Origin of the sequence: Nocardioides euryhalodurans (assembly GCF_004564375.1) — a bacterium.
GTDB classification, from domain to species: Bacteria; Actinomycetota; Actinomycetes; order Propionibacteriales; family Nocardioidaceae; genus Nocardioides; species Nocardioides euryhalodurans.
The window spans coordinates 1,429,620-1,446,909 of sequence record NZ_CP038267.1 but is presented as its reverse complement, the minus strand read 5'-3'; the positions used below and the strand labels follow the sequence as shown (position 1 = coordinate 1,446,909).

Annotated in this window: 22 protein-coding genes; 15 read left to right on the top strand and 7 right to left on the bottom strand. The window is 72.9% G+C overall.

What is annotated here, in order from left to right; translation table 11 throughout:
- The first annotated feature begins 13 nt into the window (after window positions 1-13).
- Window positions 14-481, top strand: coding sequence for a GtrA family protein (locus tag EXE57_RS06795; RefSeq protein WP_135075454.1), 468 nt, complete (start codon window positions 14-16; stop codon window positions 479-481).
- Here the strand turns inward: EXE57_RS06795 and EXE57_RS06790 are convergent.
- Entirely contained in the window at window positions 474-1,082 is a 609-nt protein-coding gene (locus tag EXE57_RS06790; protein ID WP_135075451.1) for a Maf family protein, read from the bottom strand. The genes EXE57_RS06795 and EXE57_RS06790 overlap by 8 nt on opposite strands.
- Entirely contained in the window at window positions 1,079-2,755 is a 1,677-nt protein-coding gene (locus EXE57_RS06785; protein WP_135075448.1) for a DUF885 domain-containing protein, read from the bottom strand. The genes EXE57_RS06790 and EXE57_RS06785 overlap by 4 nt, the downstream gene beginning before the upstream one ends.
- A 104-nt stretch (window positions 2,756-2,859) precedes the next feature.
- Here EXE57_RS06785 and EXE57_RS06780 point away from each other — a divergent pair, with 104 nt between their 5' ends.
- The 4 genes from EXE57_RS06780 (at window position 2,860) to EXE57_RS06765 (ending at window position 6,367) form a co-directional block, all read left to right on the top strand.
- Window positions 2,860-3,975, top strand: coding sequence for a hypothetical protein (locus EXE57_RS06780; RefSeq protein WP_135075444.1), 1,116 nt, complete (start codon window positions 2,860-2,862; stop codon window positions 3,973-3,975).
- The gene (locus EXE57_RS06775) at window positions 3,965-4,723 is read left to right on the top strand and encodes an MBL fold metallo-hydrolase (RefSeq protein ID WP_135075441.1); all 759 of its coding nucleotides are present in this window, start codon (window positions 3,965-3,967) and stop codon (window positions 4,721-4,723) included. The genes EXE57_RS06780 and EXE57_RS06775 overlap by 11 nt, the downstream gene beginning before the upstream one ends.
- A 94-nt stretch (window positions 4,724-4,817) precedes the next feature.
- Window positions 4,818-5,231, top strand: a complete 414-nt coding sequence (locus tag EXE57_RS06770; protein WP_135075438.1) for a YciI family protein — start codon at window positions 4,818-4,820, stop codon at window positions 5,229-5,231.
- Window positions 5,228-6,367 (top strand): RNA polymerase sigma factor, encoded by a 1,140-nt coding sequence (locus EXE57_RS06765; protein WP_135075435.1) that lies wholly within the window; start codon window positions 5,228-5,230, stop codon window positions 6,365-6,367. The genes EXE57_RS06770 and EXE57_RS06765 overlap by 4 nt, the downstream gene beginning before the upstream one ends.
- A 4-nt stretch (window positions 6,368-6,371) precedes the next feature.
- On the opposite strand, the gene EXE57_RS06760 is transcribed toward EXE57_RS06765, so the two are convergent.
- From EXE57_RS06760 to EXE57_RS06750, 3 genes are all read right to left on the bottom strand, one after another.
- The gene (locus tag EXE57_RS06760) at window positions 6,372-7,382 is read right to left on the bottom strand and encodes a P1 family peptidase (RefSeq protein ID WP_208542991.1); all 1,011 of its coding nucleotides are present in this window, start codon (window positions 7,380-7,382) and stop codon (window positions 6,372-6,374) included.
- Window positions 7,383-7,462: 80 nt separating this feature from the next.
- Window positions 7,463-7,681, bottom strand: coding sequence for an acyl-CoA carboxylase subunit epsilon (locus EXE57_RS06755; RefSeq protein ID WP_135075429.1), 219 nt, complete (start codon window positions 7,679-7,681; stop codon window positions 7,463-7,465).
- A 91-nt stretch (window positions 7,682-7,772) separates the two neighbouring features.
- Window positions 7,773-9,398 (bottom strand): acyl-CoA carboxylase subunit beta, encoded by a 1,626-nt coding sequence (locus EXE57_RS06750; RefSeq protein WP_167305843.1) that lies wholly within the window; start codon window positions 9,396-9,398, stop codon window positions 7,773-7,775.
- Between the two features lie 19 nt (window positions 9,399-9,417).
- Here EXE57_RS06750 and EXE57_RS06745 point away from each other — a divergent pair, with 19 nt between their 5' ends.
- From EXE57_RS06745 to EXE57_RS19680, 9 genes are all read left to right on the top strand, one after another.
- On the top strand, window positions 9,418-10,188 hold the full coding sequence (locus tag EXE57_RS06745; RefSeq protein WP_244247033.1) for a biotin--[acetyl-CoA-carboxylase] ligase: 771 nt from the start codon (window positions 9,418-9,420) through the stop codon (window positions 10,186-10,188).
- A gap of 12 nt (window positions 10,189-10,200) precedes the next feature.
- Window positions 10,201-10,710 carry a PH domain-containing protein gene (locus tag EXE57_RS06740; protein WP_135075426.1) on the top strand — a complete coding sequence of 170 codons (510 nt, stop codon included), beginning with the start codon at window positions 10,201-10,203 and terminating at the stop codon, window positions 10,708-10,710.
- Window positions 10,700-11,689, top strand: a complete 990-nt coding sequence (locus tag EXE57_RS06735) for an adenylate/guanylate cyclase domain-containing protein (RefSeq protein ID WP_135075423.1) — start codon at window positions 10,700-10,702, stop codon at window positions 11,687-11,689. The genes EXE57_RS06740 and EXE57_RS06735 overlap by 11 nt, the downstream gene beginning before the upstream one ends.
- Before the next feature lie 72 nt (window positions 11,690-11,761).
- Window positions 11,762-12,061, top strand: coding sequence for a winged helix-turn-helix domain-containing protein (locus EXE57_RS06730; RefSeq protein ID WP_135075421.1), 300 nt, complete (start codon window positions 11,762-11,764; stop codon window positions 12,059-12,061).
- 96 nt (window positions 12,062-12,157) lie between these two features.
- Window positions 12,158-13,273, top strand: coding sequence for a 5-(carboxyamino)imidazole ribonucleotide synthase (locus EXE57_RS06725; RefSeq protein WP_244247076.1), 1,116 nt, complete (start codon window positions 12,158-12,160; stop codon window positions 13,271-13,273).
- Window positions 13,274-13,278: 5 nt separating this feature from the next.
- Window positions 13,279-13,803 carry a 5-(carboxyamino)imidazole ribonucleotide mutase gene (purE, locus tag EXE57_RS06720; RefSeq protein ID WP_135080682.1) on the top strand — a complete coding sequence of 175 codons (525 nt, stop codon included), beginning with the start codon at window positions 13,279-13,281 and terminating at the stop codon, window positions 13,801-13,803.
- A 3-nt stretch (window positions 13,804-13,806) separates the two neighbouring features.
- Window positions 13,807-14,943 carry a heparan-alpha-glucosaminide N-acetyltransferase domain-containing protein gene (locus tag EXE57_RS06715; RefSeq protein ID WP_135075415.1) on the top strand — a complete coding sequence of 379 codons (1,137 nt, stop codon included), beginning with the start codon at window positions 13,807-13,809 and terminating at the stop codon, window positions 14,941-14,943.
- On the top strand, window positions 14,940-15,449 hold the full coding sequence (locus EXE57_RS06710) for an META domain-containing protein (protein WP_135075412.1): 510 nt from the start codon (window positions 14,940-14,942) through the stop codon (window positions 15,447-15,449). Before EXE57_RS06715 ends, EXE57_RS06710 begins: the two co-directional genes overlap by 4 nt.
- Window positions 15,350-15,730 carry an META domain-containing protein gene (locus tag EXE57_RS19680; RefSeq protein ID WP_167305842.1) on the top strand — a complete coding sequence of 127 codons (381 nt, stop codon included), beginning with the start codon at window positions 15,350-15,352 and terminating at the stop codon, window positions 15,728-15,730. Before EXE57_RS06710 ends, EXE57_RS19680 begins: the two co-directional genes overlap by 100 nt.
- A 129-nt stretch (window positions 15,731-15,859) precedes the next feature.
- Here EXE57_RS19680 and arfB read toward each other — a convergent pair whose 3' ends face one another.
- Entirely contained in the window at window positions 15,860-16,273 is a 414-nt protein-coding gene (arfB, locus tag EXE57_RS06700) for an alternative ribosome rescue aminoacyl-tRNA hydrolase ArfB (protein WP_135075406.1), read from the bottom strand.
- Window positions 16,270-16,683, bottom strand: a complete 414-nt coding sequence (locus EXE57_RS06695; protein ID WP_135075403.1) for a CoA-binding protein — start codon at window positions 16,681-16,683, stop codon at window positions 16,270-16,272. The genes arfB and EXE57_RS06695 overlap by 4 nt, the downstream gene beginning before the upstream one ends.
- 79 nt (window positions 16,684-16,762) lie before the next feature.
- On the opposite strand from EXE57_RS06695, the gene EXE57_RS06690 reads away from it, so the two are divergent.
- On the top strand, window positions 16,763-17,287 hold the full coding sequence (locus EXE57_RS06690; RefSeq protein ID WP_135075400.1) for a type 1 glutamine amidotransferase domain-containing protein: 525 nt from the start codon (window positions 16,763-16,765) through the stop codon (window positions 17,285-17,287).
- The last annotated feature ends 3 nt before the right edge of the window (window positions 17,288-17,290 follow it).

Sequence of the window (17,290 nt, the reverse complement as noted above, 5' to 3'; positions counted from 1 at the left end):
CTAGCCTTGAGCCATGGGAGTGAGGGGGCAGCGGCTCGCCGGTGAGGTGGGCCGTTTCCTGGCGGTGGGGCTGCTCGCCACGATCGTCGCCATCGTGCTGTTCAACCTGCTGGTCCACGGGTTCAGCGCCGGCGACTTCGCCCCCCTCAACGAGCAGCCGGAGCTCGCCTACGTCATCGCCAACGTGACCGGCATGGTGATCAGCTTCAAGGGCACCAAGCAGTGGGCCTTCCGGGAGCGCTCGGCGCGTCACGCCGACGGTGGCGTCATCGCCTTCATCGTCATCAACCTCGCCACGATGACGATCCCGATCACCTGCCTGTGGCTCAGCCGCAACGGGCTGGGCCTCGACGACCCGCTCTCGGACAACGTCTCCGCCAACGTGATCGGGCTGCTGCTCGCGAACGCGGCGCGCTTCGTGCTGTTCCGCCAGTACGTGTTCCCGCGGCGTGACCGGGCCGAGGCTGAGTCGGTCAGCTAGTCGGCCGGGCCCAGAGATCGGTCCACGCGTGACCCAGCTCCGCCACCATGTCGCGCAGCAGCGGAAGGCTGAGGCCGACCACGTTGTGGTGGTCGCCCTCGATGCCGGTGACGAACGCACCCCCGAGGCCGTCGACGGTGAAGGCCCCGGCGACGTGGAGGGGTTCCCCGGTCGCGACGTAGGCATCGATCTCCCCGTCGGACAGGTCGGCGAAGTGGACGGTCGTCGAGGCGGTCGCGGCCGCGACGTGCCCGTTCGCCGAGTCGCGCAGCGCGTGGCCGGTGTGGAGCACGCCGGAGCGGGAGCGCATCGCCTGCCACCGGCGTACGGCGTCCGTGGCGTCCTCGGGCTTCCCGAGCGCCTCCCCGCCCAGCTCGAGCACCGAGTCGCACCCGAGCACCAGGGAGCCGGCGGGCAGGTCGTCGCGGGTCGCGACCGCCGCACACTTGAGCTCGGCGAGCTGCAGCGCCAGCTCGGCGGGGGCGAGGCCGGAGACCTGCGACTCGTCGACGCCCGAGACGATGACGACAGGGTCGATCCCGGCGTTGCGCAGGGTCTGCAGGCGGGCGGGGGACTGGGAGGCGAGGACCAGCGTGGTCACAGCCGCGCCAGCGCCTTCTGCAGCGGGTCCAGTCCCAGGCAGCCCAGGTCGAGCGCCTGCCGGTGGAAGGTCTTGAGGTCGAAGCCGTCGCCGGCGCGCGCCTGCGCCTGCGCCCGGGCGTCGAGCCAGATCCGCTCGCCGACCTTGTAGGACGGCGCCTGGCCCGGCCAGCCGAGGTAGCGGTTGACCTCGAACCGGATGAAGGCCTCCTCCATCGCGCAGTGCTCGCGCATGAACTCGAAGCCGAGGTCGGGGGTCCACGTCTCGCCCGGGTGGAAGCCGAACGGGTTGTCCTCGGGGATCTCCAGCTCGAGGTGCATCCCGATGTCCACGATGACCCGGGCCGCGCGGAAGCTCTGCGCGTCGAGCATGCCGAGCCGGTCCGCGGGGTCGTCGAGGTGGCCGAGCTCGTCCATCAGCCGCTCGGCGTAGAGCGCCCAGCCCTCGCCGTGGCCGCTGCACCAGCACATCAACCGCTGCCAGCGGTTGAGGACCTCGCTGCGGTAGGCGGTCTGGCCGATCTGCAGGTGGTGGCCGGGCACGCCCTCGTGGAAGACGGTGGTCACCTCGCGCCACGGGGAGAACGAGTCGATCCCGTCGGGCACCGACCACCACATCCGGCCGGGGCGGCTGAAGTCCTCCGACGGACCGGTGTAGTAGATGCCGCCGTCGTTGGTGGGGGCGAGCATGCACTCGATCCGACGGACCGGTCCGGGGATGTCGAAGTGGACGTCGGCGAGCTCGGCGACGGTCCGGTCGGCCAGCTCCTGCATCCAGTCGCGGAACGCCTCGCGGCCCTCGATCCGGCGCGAGGCGTCGCCCTCGAGGTGGGCCACCGCCTCGGCGTACGACGCGCCGGGCAGCACCCGGTCCGCGGTCGCGGCCATGTCGTCGGAGAGCCGCTTGAGCTCCTGCCAGCCCCAGGCGTACGTCTCGTCCAGGTCGACCGCGGCCCCGAGGAAGTAGCGCGAGGCCAGCTCGTACTGCTCGCGGCCGCACGCGTCCTGGTGACGTCCTCGCGGCACCAGCTCCTCCTGGACGAACCGGCCGAAGCCGTCGAGGGCCTCGGTCGCGGCGGAGGCGTGCTGCTCCAGGGCAGGACGCATCCCGTCGACCTCACATCCCGCGACCAGGCCGGCGAACACCGGCCCGCCGTCGCCGCTGCGGCCGGTCCAGCTCTCGATCTGGCCGACCACGGCCTGGTACTGGCGGACGGCGGAGACGTTGCCCCGCTCGGCCTCCTCGGCCAACGTGGTCCGCAGCCCGGCGAGGGCCTCGGGCACCGCGGCGAGCCGGGCGTCGATGTTGCGCCACGCCTGCTCGCCCTCGGTGGGCATCAGGTCGAAGACCTGCCGGACCGCGTGCAGCTCGCTCGCGATGACCGTCAGCTGGCTGCGCACCAGCCCGGCCTCGGCCATCTCGACCTCGAGCCCGACCCGTTCGAGGAAGGCCTCGCGGGCCACGGCCTCGCGCTCGTCGACCGGCGTCGCGGCGGTCGCGTCGGCAAGCGCCTTGCGCGCGAGCTCCTCGCGGGCGGCGAAGCCGGCGGGTGAGAGGTCGGTGAGCCGGTCGTCGTGGCCGTCCACCCCGATGAAGGTGGCGGCGACGGGGTCGAGGCGGGCGAAGTCCTCGACGTACTGGTCAGCGATGGCGTCGACGTGTCGTTCGGTCACGCGCCGACCCTAGGGTGTCGCCGGCCGTCCCCGACACCGAGTTGTCCGCCCGGTTCTCGGACATCGACGTAGCGCGGGCCCCGGAGCGGGTGCATCATCCCTCCATGGACGCCTTCGTGGTGATCGCCGTGGTTGCCGTGCGCTTCATCGCCCCGCTGTTCATCCTCAAGTTCCCGCTCCCCGCCATCCTGGTCTGCCTGGTGGCGGACGCCGTCGACCAGACGATCTTCCAGGCGACGATCGGGGGCGACCTGACGTGGTACCAGTCCTACGACAAGTCGCTCGACGTCTACTACCTCGGCTTCGCGTTCATCTCGACGATGACCAACTGGCGCGACGAGCGGGCGTTCCGGGTCAGCCGGTTCCTGTTCTTCTGGCGGCTGATCGGCGTGGTGATCTTCGAGCTCACCCAGTGGCGCTTCGTGCTGCTGCTCTTCCCCAACGCCTTCGAGTACTTCTTCATCGCCTACGAGACGATCCGCACCCGGTGGAACCCCGAGCGGCTCGCGGTGCTGACGGTCGTCGGCATGGCGGTCGGGATCACCGTCTTCGTCAAGGTGCCCCAGGAGATGTGGATCCACGTCCTCAAGCTCGACCTCAGCGACGCGCTGGACGCGAACCCCGGCCTGTGGGGGGTCATGGCCGCGTTCTTCCTCGTCGTCGGGATCGCCGCGGTGAAGGTGGTCCGCCAGGCGCGCGACCCCGACTGGGACTTCACCCTGGCCGTGGACCGGCACCTCCCGCGGCGACCCCAGCTCGGCCTGCGCCACGAGAAGCTGGTCGACGGGATCCTGCTGGAGAAGCTGGCGTTCCTCACCCTCGCCGGCGTGGTGCTCGCCCACATGGTGCCGGAGCTGACGGTCAACAACGCCCGGCTCGCCGTGACCGTCGCCCTGCTGGTGCTGCTCAACACGCTGGTCACCGAGCTGTGGCAGCACCGCCGTGGGGAGGGCTGGAGCACCACGATGCGGGAGTTCGGGGTGGTGCTGCTGGTCAACGTGCTGCTGCTGGCGCTGCTGCCCGAGTGGCTGCTCAGCGGCGGCCTGCCCGAGGAGGACTCGGCCTTCCTCGTCGTGCTGCTGTCGCTGCTGGCGACCATGTTCGACCGGGGGCGTGACACCCGCCCGCCGGTGGACCCCACGCCCCGGCCGTTCCGCGAGGCGTGGGGCGACTGGCAGGCGCGTCGGGCTGCCCGGGAGCCGGCCGGCCATGGCGGCTGAGGTCACCTGGGTCGGGCACGCCACCGTGCTCGTCCGGGCAGGAGCCGTCCGGCTGCTCACCGACCCGGTGCTCACCACCCGGCTGGCCCACCTGCGCCGGCGTACGGCGCCGGTCGACCCGGACGTGCTGCGCACCGACGTGGTGCTCGTCTCGCACGCCCATGCCGACCACCTGCACCGCCGGTCGCTCCGCAGGCTGGCCGCCGTCTCGCCCGAGGCGGTCGTCGTGGTGCCCCGCGGCGCAGCCCCCTTCGTGGCCGGGACCGGGCTCGAGCACGTCGTGGAGGTGGAGGCGGGGCAGGTGCTCGAGGTCGCGGGCGTACGCCTGCAGGTGACGCACGCCGAGCACTCCGCCCGTCGCAGCCGGGTCGACTCCCGCGAGGCGCCACCGGTCGGTTTCGTGGTCGAGCACGGCGGTCGGCGGCTGTGGTTCGCCGGCGACACCGACCTCTACCCGGCGATGGCGGAGATCGGGCCGGTCGACCTCACCACGCTGCCGATCTCGGGCTGGTGGCGCACCCTCGGCCCCGGGCACCTCGACGAGGCCCGCGCCGCCGAGGCGGTCTCGCTGGTCCGGGCCGCCCGCGTGCTGCCGATCCACTGGGGCACCTTCAGCCCCGAGGACCTCCGCGGCGGGACGCCGCAGTGGCACGTCGACACCGGCCGGCGGTTCGAGCAGGAGCTGTCCGACCGGGGGCTGCTCGACCGGCTGGTGCGACTGGAGCCCGGCCAGACCACGACCTGGTGAGAAAGTGTCGGCAGCGATGTCGAGAACCCGGCCTCGGCTCCGTCCCCGGGGTGTGATCGCCGAGCTCGTCGGCGACGGACCGAAGGAGAGAACCATGGCCAAGTACCTGCTGCTCAAGCACTACCGCGGCGGTCCGCAGCGGATGCCCGACGGTGACGTGCCGATGGACCGGTGGACGCCCGAGGAGATCTCGGCGCACATGGGCTTCATGGACCACGTCGCCGACACCCTCCGCGAGCGCGGGGAGTTCGTGGAGGGCCAGGCGCTGTCGCCCGACGGCACGTTCGTCCGCTTCGACGGCGAGGGAAGGCCGCCGGTCACCGACGGTCCCTTCGCGGAGACGAAGGACCTCGTCGCCGGCTGGATGGTGATCGACGTCGACTCCGAGGAGCGGGCCCACGAGGCCGCGGCGTTCCTGTCCTCGGCCCCGGGCCCCGGAGGGCGTCCGATCCGGGAGTGGATCGAGGTGCGCGCGTTCCTCGAGGCGCCTCCGACCGTCACCGAGTGAACGAGCAGTTGCGGGAGCTCGGTCCCCTGGTCCTGGGTGTCCTCGTCCGCCGCGGAGCAGACTTCGCGGCGGCCGAGGACGCCGTCCAGGAGGCGCTCCTCGAGGCCGTACGCCGGTGGTCGGACGACCCGCCCGAGGACCCGTTCGGCTGGCTGGTGACGGTGGCGTGGCGCAAGTTCCTCGACACCGTCCGCTCCGACTCCGCCCGCCGGGCCCGCGAGGAACGGGTGGTGGAGGAGCCTGCTCCAGGGCCTTCCGAGCAGGGCGACGACACCCTGCTGCTGCTGTTCCTGTGCAGCCACCCCTCGCTCACCCCGGCCTCGGCGGTCGCGCTCACGCTGCGGGCGGTCGGGGGCCTCACGACCCGCCAGGTCGCCGAGGCGTACCTCGTGCCCGAGGCGACGATGGCGCAACGGATCAGCCGGGCGAAGCGGACCGTCGGCGAGCACCGGCTCGACCGGCCGGGCGACCTGCGCGACGTGCTGAAGGTGCTCTACCTGATCTTCAACGAGGGCTACGGCGGCGAGGTCGACCTGGCTGCGGAGGCGGTCCGGCTCACCCGGCAGCTCGCGGCCTCCTCCGACGAGCCCGAGGTGTCCGGGCTGCTCGCGCTGATGCTGCTCCACCACGCGCGGCGCGCGGCACGGTGGGCCGAGGACGGCTCGCTGGTGCCGCTGGCCGAGCAGGACCGGTCGCTGTGGGACACCGCCCTGGTGGCGGAGGGAGTCGAGGTGCTGCAGGCCGCACTGGCCCGCGACCGGCTGGGCGAGTACCAGGCCCAGGCCGCCATCGCCGCCCTCCACTGCGACGCCCCCTCGACCGGGGAGACCGACTGGACCCAGGTCCTCGAGTGGTACGACGAGCTGCTCCGCCTCACCGACAGCCCCGTGGTGGCCCTCAACCGTGCGGTCGCCGTGGGGGAGGCCGACGGGCCGCTCGCCGGGCTGCGCGCCCTCGAGCTGGTCCCAGCGTCGGTGCCGCGGCGGACGGCGGTGGCGGCCTGGCTGCACGAGCGCGCCGGGGACCTGGCGGTCGCCCGGACGCTCTACGCCGAGGCCGCGGGGCAGGCGACGTCGGAGGCCGAGCGGCACCACCTGACCCGGCAGGCCGCACGGCTGGCCGCGCACGCCCCCTGACCGGTCAGCCGAGCGCGGTCGGGAACACCTCGCGGTAGCTCCGCATCCCGCCGGCCGAGGCGGCGGCGAGCACCCCGCGGGCGACCGCCCGCGTGACGCAGTCGGCCGCGGCCACGAGGAGCAGGTGGAAGGCCGCCGGATCGGGGGTCGGCCCGGCCCCGGTCGCGAGCGTGAAGACGGTGTCGCCGTCGTACATCGTGTGGACGGGGTTGATCGCCCGCGAGAGACCGTCGTGCCCGATCCCGCTGACCTTCTGGCACTGCGCCTTGGTGAGGGTGGCGTCGGTGGCGACGACGGCCAGCGTGGTGGCCAGCGGCGGCTGCGGCTCGGGCTCCTCCGCGGCCCGTTGCCGGGCAGCGTCGAGGTCCCGGACGTCGGGGCGGCGCAGTCCGTCGGGGAGGTCGCCGGGGACGCAGTGCCGGGCCGCGAGCAGCTCACCGCTCGCGAGGTCCACCGCGGAGCCGACCGCGTTGACCACGGCGAGCGCCCCGACCGTCGTACCGTCGGGGAGCCTGGTCGACGCCGACCCCACCCCTCCCTTGAGCCCGCCGACGCGGGTGCCGGTGCCGGCGCCCACGGTGCCCTCACCGACCTCGAGGTCGGCCGCCGCCAGCGCCTCGCGACCCAGCGCAGCGTCCGGGAACGTCGAGAAGTCACCCCCCCGGCCGAGGTCGAACACCACGGCGGCCGGCACGATCGGCACGACCGCCCCGGGAGCGCGCGCCACCGGGTAGCCGACTCCCTGCGCGTGGAGCGCCCGGGCCACTCCGTCCGCGGCACCGAGCCCGAGCGCGGAGCCACCGGTCAGCACGATCGCGTGCACCCGCTCGACGAGGTTGCGCGGGTCGAGCAGGTCGGTCTCGCGGGTGCCGGGCCCGCCCCCGCGCACGTCCACCCCGCCGACCGCCCCCTCGGCCGGAGGCAGCACGACCGTCACGCCGCTCAGCCAGCCGGCCCCGACGCGCTGGGCGTGGCCGACCCGGATCCCCGGAACGTCCGTGATCGCGTTGCGCATGCGCCCCAGTATCGCCGCGTGTGCCTGAGACCGGCGCATGGACCGGTCTCAGGCACACGCGGCGACGGGGTGGGAGTGGTTCAGCGGGGCAGGCCGCTCGCCCGCCAGGCGCCCGCGCCGTGGCGGTGGGTGACCCGGGTCAGGCGACCGGGGCGGTTCCACTCCGGCGTACGCCGGGGGGCGGGCGGTTCGTCCGAGCCCAGTGAGGAGAGGACCGCGACGATGGCGGCCACCTCCTCCGGGGTGGTGTCGGGCGTGACGATCTTCAGGAAGGGATCACGTTCAACATTCGTCGACACGGCGCCAGCTCACCTCCTCCACTTCGTTCCCCCGATGACCTGCCGCCGGGTCGACGTGACCCCGCTGCTCGCGGGACCCTGCGGGCCCCGCTCACAGCGGGATGTTCCCGTGCTTCTTGGCGGGCAGCACCTCGCGCTTGGAGCGGAGCAACCGCAGCGCCTTGACGACCTCGAGCCGGGTCTCGTGGGGCGTGATCACCGCGTCGACGTAGCCGCGCTCGGCGGCGATGTAGGGGTTGGCGAGCGTCTGCTCGTAGGCGTCGATCAGCTCGGCGCGCTTGGCGTCGACGTCCTCGCCGGCCTCCTGCGCCGCCGCGATCGTCTTGCGGTGCAGGATGTTGACCGCGCCCTGCGCGCCCATCACGGCGATCTGCGCGGTCGGCCACGCGACGTTGATGTCGGCCCCGAGGTGCTTGGAGCCCATCACGTCGTAGGCGCCGCCGTAGGCCTTGCGGGTGATGATCGTGACCAGCGGGACGGTGGCCTCGGCGTAGGCGTAGATCAGCTTGGCGCCGCGGCGGATGATGCCGTCCCACTCCTGGTCGGTGCCGGGCAGGAAGCCGGGCACGTCGACGAAGGTCACCACCGGGATGTTGAAGGCGTCGCAGAAGCGGACGAACCGGGCGGCCTTCTCGGAGGCGTCGATGTCGAGGGTGCCGGCGAACTGCATCGGCTGGTTGGCCACGACGCCGACGCTCTGCCCCTCGACCCGGCCGAAGCCGATGAGGATGTTGGGCGCGAACATCGACTGCACCTCGAGGAACTCCTCGTCGTCCAGCGTCGCCGTGATCACGTCGTGCATGTCGTAGGGCTGGTTCGGCGAGTCCGGGATGATGGTGTCGAGCGCGCGGTCGGCGTCGGTCACGCCCATGTCGGGGACCTCGTCGTAGGCCGGAGCCGGGTCGAGGTTGTTCTGAGGCAGGTAGGACAGCATCGCCTTGAGGTAGTCGAGCGCGTCGTCCTCGTCGGAGGCCATGTAGTGGGCGTTGCCGGACTTGGTGTTGTGGGTCCGTGCGCCGCCGAGCTCCTCCATCGTCACGTCCTCGCCGGTGACGGTCTTGATCACGTCGGGCCCGGTGATGAACATGTTGGAGCTGCCGTCGACCATGATCGTGAAGTCGGTGACCGCGGGGGAGTAGACGTGCCCGCCGGCGCAGGAGCCCATGATCAGGCTGATCTGCGGGATCACGCCGGAGGCGTGGACGTTGCGGCGGAAGATCTCGCCGTAGAGGCCGAGCGAGACCACGCCCTCCTGGATCCGCGCGCCGGCTCCCTCGTTGATCCCGACGATCGGGCAGCCGGTCTTGATGGCGAGGTCCATCACCTTGCAGATCTTCTCGCCGTAGACCTCGCCCAGCGAGCCACCCATGACGGTGAAGTCCTGCGAGAAGACACACACCATCCGGCCGTCGACGGTGCCGTAGCCGGTGATGACGCCGTCGCCGTAGGGGCGGTTCTTCTCGAGCCCGAACGCGGTCGACCGGTGGCGCGCCAGCTCGTCGAGCTCGACGAAGCTGCCCTCGTCGAAGAGCAGCTCGATCCGCTCGCGGGCCGTCTTGCGGCCCTTGGCGTGCTGCCTCTCGACCGCCTTGGCCGACCCGGCGTGGATCGCTTCGTCGAGGCGACGCTCGAGGTCCTGCAGCTTGCCGGCGGTCGTGTGGGTGTCGATGTCGGTGGGGACGTCGGTGCCCTCTCCGGGGCTCGCCTGTGCGCTCACCCGTGTCAATGTAGTGCCCGTGCCGAGCGATGCCGACCCACGCCCACCTCTCGACGCCGAGCGACTCGCCGCACTGGGGGTGGAGGTGCTGCCGGAGGCGGGATCGACCAACGCGCTCGTCGCCGACCGCGCCCGGGAGGGAGCGCCGGCCTGGCTGGCCGTCGCGACCGAGCACCAGCAGGCCGGACGCGGCCGGCTCGACCGGGTCTGGGAGACCCCGCCCCGGGCAGCCCTGACCTTCTCCACCCTGCTGCGTCCGAACGCACCGGCGGCCGAGTGGCCCTGGCTCCCGCTGCTCGCCGGGATCGCCACCGTCAGGGCGTTGGGCGACCACGGTGTCCCGTCCGGCCTGAAGTGGCCCAACGACCTGATGCTGGGGGAGCGCAAGGCCGCCGGCATCCTCGTCGAGCGCGTCGACACCCCCACCGGACCCGCCGCCGTCCTGGGCATCGGCCTCAACGTCACCACGACCGAGGCCGAGCTGCCCGTGCCGACGGCCACGTCCGTCCTGCTCGCCGCCGGCTCCGCCCCCGACCGCACCGACCTGCTGGTGAGCCTGCTCGGACACCTCCGCGAGCAGTACGCCGCCTGGTCCTCCGGTGGCGGTCGCAGCCTCCGCCCGGCGTACGTCGAGGCCTGCGTGACGCTCGGCCGGGAGGTGCGGGTCGCCCTGCCCGGTGGCGGCGACCTCACCGGCCTCGCCACCGACGTCGACGCGGGGGGCCGACTGGTGGTCGCGGGGACCCCGGTCGCTGCCGGCGACGTGCTGCACGTGCGCCCCGCCGGGTGACATGATCGGGGGGTGGCCTACCCGAGCAAGCTCCTGAACGACGGCGAGCACGTCGTCGTACACACGCGCACGCACCCCAAGGCGCTGCTGATGGCGCTCCTCGTCCTGGTCGTGACGCTCGCGCTCGCGGTCTTCGTCCAGACCCTCGGCACCGGCGGCACCGCCGACGTCCTCCACTGGGTGGCGTGGATCGTCGCCGGCCTCGTGATCGTGTGGTTCGTGGTCAAGCCGGTGGTCGCGTGGCTCACCACGACCTACACCTTCACCAACCGGCGCTTCATCAAGCGGGCGGGCCTGATCGCCAAGGAGGGCCGCACCATCCCGCTCAACCGGATCAGCGGAGTCGACTTCGAGATCGGCATCATCGACCGGCTCTTCGGCTGCGGCACCCTGGTGGTCTCAGACGCGAGCGAGCAGGGCCGGGTCGAGATCCACGACATCCCCCGTGTCGAGCAGGTGCAGCTGCAGGTCGCCGAGGAGCTGCACCGGCTCTCGACCGGCCGCCAGGACGATGGCACCTGACGAGCAGCCCCCGCGCGACCCCCACGCCCTCGAGCGGGCGGTCCTCGGCGAGGACCCGACGCTGACGGCGCAGCAGGTGGCCGAGCTGACCGACGTCACCGTCGAGCAGCTGCGGCGGCTCTGGTGGGCGCTCGGCTTCCCCGAGCACGGCACCGAGATCGCCTTCACGCCGGCCGACGTCGAGGCGGTCTCGACGCTCACCGGGCTGGTCGACGACGGAGCCATCGACTTCGACATCGCGGTGCTGCTGACCCGCGCGCTCGGCCAGACCTCGGCACGGCTGGCCGACTGGGAGGTGGCGACGCTCGCGCACCGGGTCGAGGAGCTGGAGCGCTCGGAGGCCGCCACCGGCTCCCGCACGGCCGCGGCGCTGCGGCTGATCGAGGAGCTCAACCCGCCGTTCGAGCGGCTGCTGGCCTACGCCTGGCGGCGGCACCTCGCTGCCGCGGTCGCCCGGATCGAGGCGCTCGGCGCCGAGGCCGAGGACCTGCACACCACCCAGATCAGCGTCGGGTTCGCCGACATCGTCGGCTTCACGGCGCTGTCCAACGAGCTGGGCCGCCAGCAGATCGGTGACGTCGTCGAGATCTTCGAGTCGCGCTGCGCCGACGTCGTGGCCGGTCGTCGGGGGCGGATCATCAAGAGCCTCGGCGACTCGGTGCTGTTCGTGAACGTCGAGCCGATCGCGGCGTACGACACCGCGGAGGGGATCATCCAGGTCGTCGGCCGGGACCCGAAGATGCCGGAGGTCCGGGTCGGCCTGGCGACGGGAGACGTCGTGATGCGGCTCGGCGACGTCTTCGGCCCGCCGGTCAACCTCGCCTCACGACTGACAGCGGTGGCCCGCCGCAACCGGATCATCATCGACCAGGCGACCGCCGACCTGCTCCCCGAGGACCAGTTCGAGACCCGCCGCCTGCCACCCAGACCGGTGAGGGGGTTCGGACTGGTGGAGCCGCTCACCGTCCGAAGGCACTGAACCGACTGGCCGAACGGATGATTTCTCCGCATTCCCCGGCGAGGATGCCGGGGGATTCCTACGGTGTGCCTCGTGCTCACCGTCCAGGACGTCCGCGTCGACCCCGCCACGCGCCGAGCGTGGCGTGGCGAACGAGAGATCGGCTTCTCCCGCAAGGAGTTCGACCTCGTGCACGCCCTCATGTCCCGCGCCGGGAAGGTCGTCAGCCGCGAGGAGCTGATGCGCACGGTCTGGGACACGACGTTCTGGACGTCCTCCAAGACCATCGACGTCCACCTCGGCTGGGTGCGGCGCAAGCTCGGTGACGACTCCCGCCGCCCGCGACTGATCACCACCATCCGTGGGCAGGGGCTGCGCTTCGAGGTCGAGTAGGGGTGTCTCCCGGGGAGCCACCCCTTGGATACGCTCGTCCGCGTGTCCGAACCTGCACCCACGGTCGCCATCGTCGGAGGTGGCCAGCTCGCCCGGATGATGGCCGAGCCCGCTGCCGCCCTGGGACTCCCGCTGCGACTGCTGGCCGAGGCGGAGGGCGTGTCCGCCGCGCAGGTGATCCCCGACCACCTCGTCGGTGACTACCGCGACCTCCCGACGCTGCAGAAGGTGACCGACGGCTGTGCGGTGGTCACCTTCGACCACGAGCACGTCCCGACCGACCACCTGCACGCCCTCGAGGCCGACGGGGTCGCCTGTCGGCCCGGGCCCGAGGCGCTGGTCCACGCCCAGGACAAGGCCGTGATGCGGGAACGGCTGGGCGCCCTCGGCGTCCCGTGTCCGCGAAACAGGGTCGTCACCTCGCTGCAGGACGTCGAGGCGTTCGGCTTCCCCTGCGTGCTCAAGACGACGCGCGGCGGCTACGACGGCAAGGGCGTGTGGTTCGTCGACTCGGCGGAGGAGTGCGCGGACGCCTTCGCCGCCGCCGAGGCCTCCGGGGTCGGGCTGCTCGCCGAGGAGCGGGTCGCCTTCCGCCGCGAGCTGGCCGCGCTGGTCGCGCGCTCGCCGAGCGGGCAGGCCGCGGCGTACCCGATCGTCGCCTCGACCCAGCGCGACGGGATCTGCCACGAGGTCGTCGCGCCCGCGCCGGGCCTCGACGACGACCTCGCGGGCCAGGCGCAGCGGATCGCGCTCACCATCGCCGGCGAGCTCGGCGTCACCGGGATCCTCGCGGTCGAGCTGTTCGAGACCGAGGACGGGCGGGTGCTCGTCAACGAGCTGGCGATGCGCCCCCACAACACGGGCCACTGGAGTCAGGACGGCGCGGTGACGAGCCAGTTCGAGAACCACCTGCGGGCGGTCCTCGACCTGCCGCTCGGGTCGCCCGCACCGCGCGAGCGGTGGACCGTCATGGTCAACATCCTCGGCGGCGAGGGTCACGAAGGGGCCGGCTCTGCCCCGCTGTACCAGGGCTACCCCCACGCCCTGGCCCGGGACCCGCGACTGCGGGTGCACCTCTACGGCAAGGGGCTGCGGCCGGGCCGCAAGGTCGGCCACGTCAACGCCTACGGTGATGACCTCGACGACTGCCTCGAGCGCGCGCGGCACGCCGCTGCGTGGTTCCGCGGCGACCTGGGCAACGAGAGCGAGTGAGCGAGATGGCAGACCAGCAGGCCCGCGTGGGCATCGTGATGGGGTCGGACTCGGACTGGCCGGTGATGCAGGCCGCGGCCGAGGCGCTGGGCGAGTTCGACGTCGCCCACGAGGCAGACGTGGTCTCGGCGCACCGGATGCCCCAGGAGATGCTGGCCTACGGCGAGGAAGCGGCAGGTCGTGGGTTGCAGGTGATCATCGCCGGGGCGGGCGGCGCCGCACACCTGCCGGGCATGCTGGCCGCGGTCACGCCGCTGCCCGTCATCGGCGTGCCCGTGCCGCTGCGGCACCTCGACGGGCTCGACTCGCTGCTGTCGATCGTGCAGATGCCCGCCGGTGTGCCGGTCGCGACCGTGGCGGTCGGCAACGCCCGCAACGCCGGCCTGCTCGCCGTCCGGATCCTCGCGGCCGCCGACGAGGCGCTGCGGCAGAAGATGGTCGAGTTCCAGGCCGAGCTCAAGGCGTCGGCGACCGAGAAGGGCGAGGCCGTACGCCGCGCGGCCGGCGGCCCGCAGCGCGTGGGCTTCTGACCCGTGGCGAGCACGGGGCGGCTCGTCGGGCTCGACGTCGCACGCTGCCTCGCCCTGCTCGGGATGGTCGCGACGCACCTGCTGTCCTCGCGATCGCCGGCCGGTGAGGAGTCCCTCTCTCACCTGGTGGCGAGCGGTCGCGCCTCGGCGCTCTTCGCCGTGCTGGCGGGCGTCACGCTGGCGTTGCTCACCGGCGGCCGGACACCGCTCGTCGGCCGGGACCGCTGGGTCGCCGTCGGCGGGCTGGTGGCCCGGGCGCTGTTGATCGCGCTGCTGGGCCTGGCCCTGGGCGAGCTCGACACCGGGCTCGCGATCATCCTCACCTACTACGGCGTCCTGTTCCTGCTGGGCCTTCCCTTCGTGGCCCTCGGCGCGCGGGCGCTCGCGGTGCTGGCCGGGGTGTGGCTGGTGGTCGCGCCGGTGGTGTCGCACCTGGTCCGGCCCGAGCTGCCCGAGCCGCGCTACGCCAACCCCAGCTTCGAGCAGCTCTCCGAGCCGGTGCTGCTGCTCTCCGAGCTCACCTTCACCGGCTACTACCCGGTGGTGCCGTGGCTGGCCTACCTGCTGGCCGGGATGGCCGTGGGGCGCAGCGACCTCGCCCGGCGCACGGTCCAGGGCGCGCTGCTCGCCGGGGGGCTGCTGCTGGCGGCCGGCTCCGCGCTCGTCTCGGCCCGGCTGACCGAGGGACGCGTCCCTCCCGAGCTGCTCGACCAGGCGCGGACGGACTCCTACGGGACGACCCCGACGGGCGGGTCGCCGGAGTGGCTGCTCATCGCCGCACCCCACAGCGGGACCCCGTTCGACCTCGCGCAGACGATCGGCAGCTCGCTGGCGGTGATCGGCGGCTGCCTGCTCGTGGTCGGGCTGCTGCCGGCAGCGCTGCCGCGGGTCGCGGCGGTGGTCTTCGGGGCCGGCACGATGACGCTCACGCTCTACACGCTCCACGCCTGGTTGCGCAGCGACTGGATCCCGGCGGAGGAGCCCTCCGCGTTCCGCGACCACGTGATCATCCTGGGGCTGATCGGGGCCGTCTTCGTGCTGCTCCGGCGTCGGGGGCCGCTGGAGGCGCTGGTCGCCCTGCCGGGTCGTGGACTGCGCCGGTGGAACTCCGCCCGCCGGTCGAGCGTCCCAACACCATGAGTCTCCGGCTGCTCCTCCTCGCGCTGCTCGCGCTCTCCGCCTGCGGCGACGGCGGGTCGCAGGCCACCGAGGACCCCGACCCGCCGACGCCGCCGCCGGGCGACTACGTCGCCGTGACGCTCCCCGAGCCGTACGCCGCGGGCGACCTGCTCCAGCTGACCGTCCGCGAGGACGGGGTCTCGTTCCGGGCCACGTGCAACACGTTCTTCGGGTCGGCCGACTGGGGCGGCGGGGTGCTCGCCGTCGGGCAGGTCGGCGGTACCGAGATGGGCTGCCCCGGCGACGCCGCGGCCCAGGACGAGTGGTTGGTCGACTTCCTCACCTCGCGACCGACGTACGCCTTCGACGGGGAGGGGCTGGAGCGGGCGGCACCGACGCCGTGGTCAGCCTGCTGCCGGCCGACCAGGTGCCCCCGGACGCGGGCGCCCGCCCGGGCCTCACGCTCGAAGACACCCGCTGGCTGCTCACCGACATCGCGGAGAACACCGACCAGGCGTCGTCCGTGACGGCCGTCCCCGCCGGTGTCCGCTCGACGCTCGTCCTCACCGGCGGCCGGGTGGCGGCGTTCCTCGGCTGCAACCAGGCCCGCGGCGACGCCGAGGTCGTGCGCGACCGGATCGAGCTCGGCCCGCTGATGACCACCCGCATGGCCTGCCCGGGGCCGGAGGGCGAGGTCGAGCAGCAGGTGTCGACCGTCCTCGAGGGCTCCGTCCCGTGGTCGATCACCGGAGACCGGCTCACCCTCGGCGAGGGTGCGCTGCAGCTGATCTACACCGCCGGCTCCTGAGCCGGGCCGGCCGGGTGCCTTAGGTCACCGGGTCTCGAGGCTCAGGCCTGGCGGCCTTCGCACCTCGACCTCCGGCGAGCACACCGGAGGTCGAGCCTCGAGACCGCGTGGGAGTGCAGGTGGCACACCTCACTCGCCCCGGACTCGGCCCCGGAGCGCCTTGGTCTGCCCCCGCTTGCGCTTGGTCTCGACGCGGCGACGCCGCGAGGACTTCGACGGCTTGGTCGGGACGCGCGGCGGGGGAGGCGGGGCGAGCGCCGCGCGGAGGGCGGTCGCGAGCCGCTCGCGTGCGGCGACCCGGTTGCGATGCTGGGAGCGGTGCTCGGCGGCGACCACGCGGATCAGCCCGACCCGGCGCTTCTCGTCCTCGGTCAGCACCGAGGACGCGGCCGGGTCGAAGACCAGCTCGACGCGGCTGTCGGTGGTGTTCACCGACTGCCCGCCCGGCCCGGAGGAGCGCGAGAACCGCTCGACGAGCTCGTCGGCCGGGACCACCAGACCCTCGGGCAGTCCCGGTCCGGGAGGGACCCGGAGGTTGCTCACCGTCGCCGCCGCCACTCGATGGCGGGGCAGGCGTCCATCACCATCGGCACCCCCGCCGCCCGGGTCCGCTCGAACGCCTCGTGGTCGACCACACCGAGCTGCAACCACACCGCGCGCGCACCGATCGCCACGGCCTGGTCCGCGAACGCGCCGGCAGCCTCGGAGCGGCGGAAGACGTCGACCACGTCGACGGGGAAGGGGATGTCGGCGAGGGTCGCGTACCCCTGCTCGCCGAGGACCACCGGCGCCGTCGGGTGGACCGGCACGATCCGCTTCCCACGCTGCTGGAGCAGGTCCGCGATGGCGTACGCCGTCCGCGACGGGTTGCCGGACAGCCCCACGACCGCCCACGTCGCGCACTCGTCGAGCATCAGGTCGATCGCCGCCGGGTCCTGCCACGCCACACCCATGGCCCCCACAGTAGGTGGCTGCCGGAAGGCACCCGGAGGGGTGGTGGTGAAGCTTGGACGGCCTTCCTACGTTGGAGGCATGACCAAGAAGATCGCTTTCCTGACCGCGACCGAGGGCATCGAGCGGGTCGAGCTGACCGACCCGTGGCAGTCGGTCACCGACGCCGGCCACAGTGCCGAGCTGCTCAGCACGGAGGCCGGTGAGGTGCAGACCTTCGACCACCTCGACAAGGCCGAGACCCGCCCGGTCGACACCGTCGTCGGGGACGCGGACGTCGCCGACTACGACGCGCTGGTCCTCCCGGGCGGGGTCGCGAACCCCGACGCGCTCCGGCTCGACGAGGGCGCCGTCGCGTTCATCCGGGCCTTCGCCGCCTCGGGCAAGCCGGTCGCGGCCATCTGCCACGCGCCGTGGACCCTCGTCGAGGCCGGCGCGCTGCGCGGCAAGCGGCTGACGTCGTGGCCCAGCCTGCAGACCGACATCCGCAACGCCGGCGGTGAGTGGGTCGACGAGGAGGTCGTGGTCGACGGCAACCTGATCACCAGCCGCAACCCCGGGGACATCCCGGCCTTCACCAAGGCGCTGCTCGACGCCGTCGGGTGACCC

What these genes read in the sequence shown, in the direction of transcription:
- EXE57_RS06795 (WP_135075454.1), top strand. Translation starts at nt 14, where the DNA reads ATGGGAGTGAGGGGGCAGCGGCTCGCCGGTGAGGTGGGCCGTTTCCTG.
- EXE57_RS06780 (WP_135075444.1), top strand. Translation starts at nt 2,860, where the DNA reads ATGGACGCCTTCGTGGTGATCGCCGTGGTTGCCGTGCGCTTCATCGCC.
- EXE57_RS06775 (WP_135075441.1), top strand. Translation starts at nt 3,965, where the DNA reads ATGGCGGCTGAGGTCACCTGGGTCGGGCACGCCACCGTGCTCGTCCGG.
- EXE57_RS06770 (WP_135075438.1), top strand. Translation starts at nt 4,818, where the DNA reads ATGGCCAAGTACCTGCTGCTCAAGCACTACCGCGGCGGTCCGCAGCGG.
- EXE57_RS06760 (WP_208542991.1), bottom strand. Translation starts at nt 7,382, where the DNA reads ATGCGCAACGCGATCACGGACGTTCCGGGGATCCGGGTCGGCCACGCC.
- EXE57_RS06735 (WP_135075423.1), top strand. Translation starts at nt 10,700, where the DNA reads ATGGCACCTGACGAGCAGCCCCCGCGCGACCCCCACGCCCTCGAGCGG.
- EXE57_RS06725 (WP_244247076.1), top strand. Translation starts at nt 12,158, where the DNA reads ATGATGGCCGAGCCCGCTGCCGCCCTGGGACTCCCGCTGCGACTGCTG.
- purE (WP_135080682.1), top strand. Translation starts at nt 13,279, where the DNA reads ATGGCAGACCAGCAGGCCCGCGTGGGCATCGTGATGGGGTCGGACTCG.
- EXE57_RS06710 (WP_135075412.1), top strand. Translation starts at nt 14,940, where the DNA reads ATGAGTCTCCGGCTGCTCCTCCTCGCGCTGCTCGCGCTCTCCGCCTGC.
- EXE57_RS06695 (WP_135075403.1), bottom strand. Translation starts at nt 16,683, where the DNA reads ATGGGTGTGGCGTGGCAGGACCCGGCGGCGATCGACCTGATGCTCGAC.
- EXE57_RS06690 (WP_135075400.1), top strand. Translation starts at nt 16,763, where the DNA reads ATGACCAAGAAGATCGCTTTCCTGACCGCGACCGAGGGCATCGAGCGG.